Source organism: Glutamicibacter sp. AOP38-B1-38 (assembly GCF_052377485.1).
Lineage (GTDB): Bacteria > Actinomycetota > Actinomycetes > Actinomycetales > Micrococcaceae > Glutamicibacter.
Genome location: NZ_JBQSWU010000075.1, coordinates 1 through 1,785 on the forward strand (window position 1 = coordinate 1; position 1,785 = coordinate 1,785).

At 57.6% G+C, this 1,785-nt stretch carries 1 protein-coding gene and 1 pseudogene; both read left to right on the forward strand.

Annotated elements, in window-relative coordinates; all coding sequences use genetic code 11:
- The coding region (istA, locus tag ACT3TP_RS18625) for an IS21 family transposase (protein WP_444621278.1) at positions 1–1,448 on the forward strand (1,448 nt) is incomplete at its 5' end.
- Positions 1,445–1,785 (forward strand): annotated as a pseudogene (istB, locus tag ACT3TP_RS18630) (IS21-like element ISAar33 family helper ATPase IstB); the annotation flags it as partial. The gene istA and the pseudogene istB, both read left to right, overlap by 4 nt.

The following is a 1,785-nucleotide window of genomic DNA, read 5'->3' on the forward strand; positions in this document are numbered from 1 at the left end:
ACGCTGCCGCCGCCAACTCCAGTAGCTGGGACGAGTTCAAGGACCTCACCGAAGACAAAGTCTACGAACTCTTGTTCCCTGGCCGCAGCGAGCACGAAAGCGTGTTCACCCAACCGGACTGGCCCACCGTGCATAAGGAACTGGCCAAAGTCGGCACCAACCTGAAGCTCCTGCACGGCGAATACTCCGATCAGGCCAAAACCACCGGCGCAGCATTCATGGGTTACGACCGGTTCTGCAAGTCCTACCAACGTTACGTCCTGGAACACGGGGCCACCTCACGAGTGGAGCATAAATCCGGTGTCAGCGTCGAAGTTGACTGGTCAGGCCCAACGATGGCCCTGCATGACCCGGTCACGGGCCGACGATCCACGGTGTATTTGTTCGTCGCATGCCTACCGTTCAGCCGGTACGCGTTCGTTGAACCCTGCCTCGATATGAAGCAGGAATCCTGGATGCTATGCCACGCAGCGATGTTCAACGCTTTCGGCGGCAGCGTGCCGCGGATCGTGTGTGACAACCTGAAAACCGGGGTGATCAAGCATCCCGCCGAAGGGGAGATTATCCTCAACGATGCCTACCGCCATCTCGCCGAGCACTACTCTTCCGCGATCCTGCCAGGCCGCGTCCGCAGGCCAAAAGACAAATCCAGCGTGGAAAATACCGTGGGTCATGTGGCTACATGGGTGATCGCTTCACTACGTCATGAAAAGTTCACCACGCTTGATTCACTGCGTACGGCCATCTATCGGCAGGCCGAAGCCTATAACGCGCAACCCTTCCAGAAACGTGCCGGCTCCCGCCAAAGCGTTTTCCATGAAGAAGAGCAACCACTGCTGCGTCCGCTACCAATGGTGCCATACGAGATGAGCGGCTGGGTCCACGGACGCAAGGTAGCCAAGAACAGCTACGTGACGTGGAAGAAGAACTTCTACTCCGTCCCGCTCAAACACGTCGGCGCCACCGTGGACCTGAGGATCACGTCCAAGACGTTGGAAGTCTATCTTCAGTCCCAACGGCTCAGCAGTCACTTCTTGTGTGATGCGGCCACAGTGAATCAGTATCGGACCAATGACGCCGATATCCCACCAGAACGCAAGTACCGCTCATGGGACCCCAAACGGCTCCGCGGATGGGCTCACCGCATCGGCCCGAACACGGTGCAGGTGATCGATAAGATCTTCGTTTCCGTGCCGGTTGCCGAGCAAGGAATCAACCCCGCCCTGGCCGTGCTGCGCTTGTCTTCAAAATACAGTCCAAACCGACTGGAGGACGCTTGCTTCGTCGCATTGCAGTCACGGATCCGCTCCCCACGCTACGGGCATTTACATCCGATTCTGCAGAACCGGCAGGACGAGAACTGGAAAGAAGCGACCCTCCCGCCAGCAGCTGAAGACAACACTGGATACGTACGAGGCAGCGACTACTACGCAAGGAAGACCCGATGAACCTGAACACCGAAACCAAGCGCAAACTCCGCGAGATGGCCGCCGGCGACCTGCTCACGGCATTCGAATCACAAGACGATGTGGTGAGCATGTCATTAAGTATCGAAGCACGGATCGAGCTGGCCGTGGACCAAGCCCACGGGCTATTTCTGAATACGAAGTCCCACGGTCTAATCCGTCGCGCTAAGCTCCGTTATCCGCAGGCTGACTTACGGAAAGTGGACCGGGCTGAAGAGCGGGGCTTGAACCAGCCGCTGCTGGCTCAGTTGGCGACCTGCCATTTCATTGAGCTCAACAGAAATCTGGTTTTTCAAGGTTTTACGGGGTCCGGCAAGTC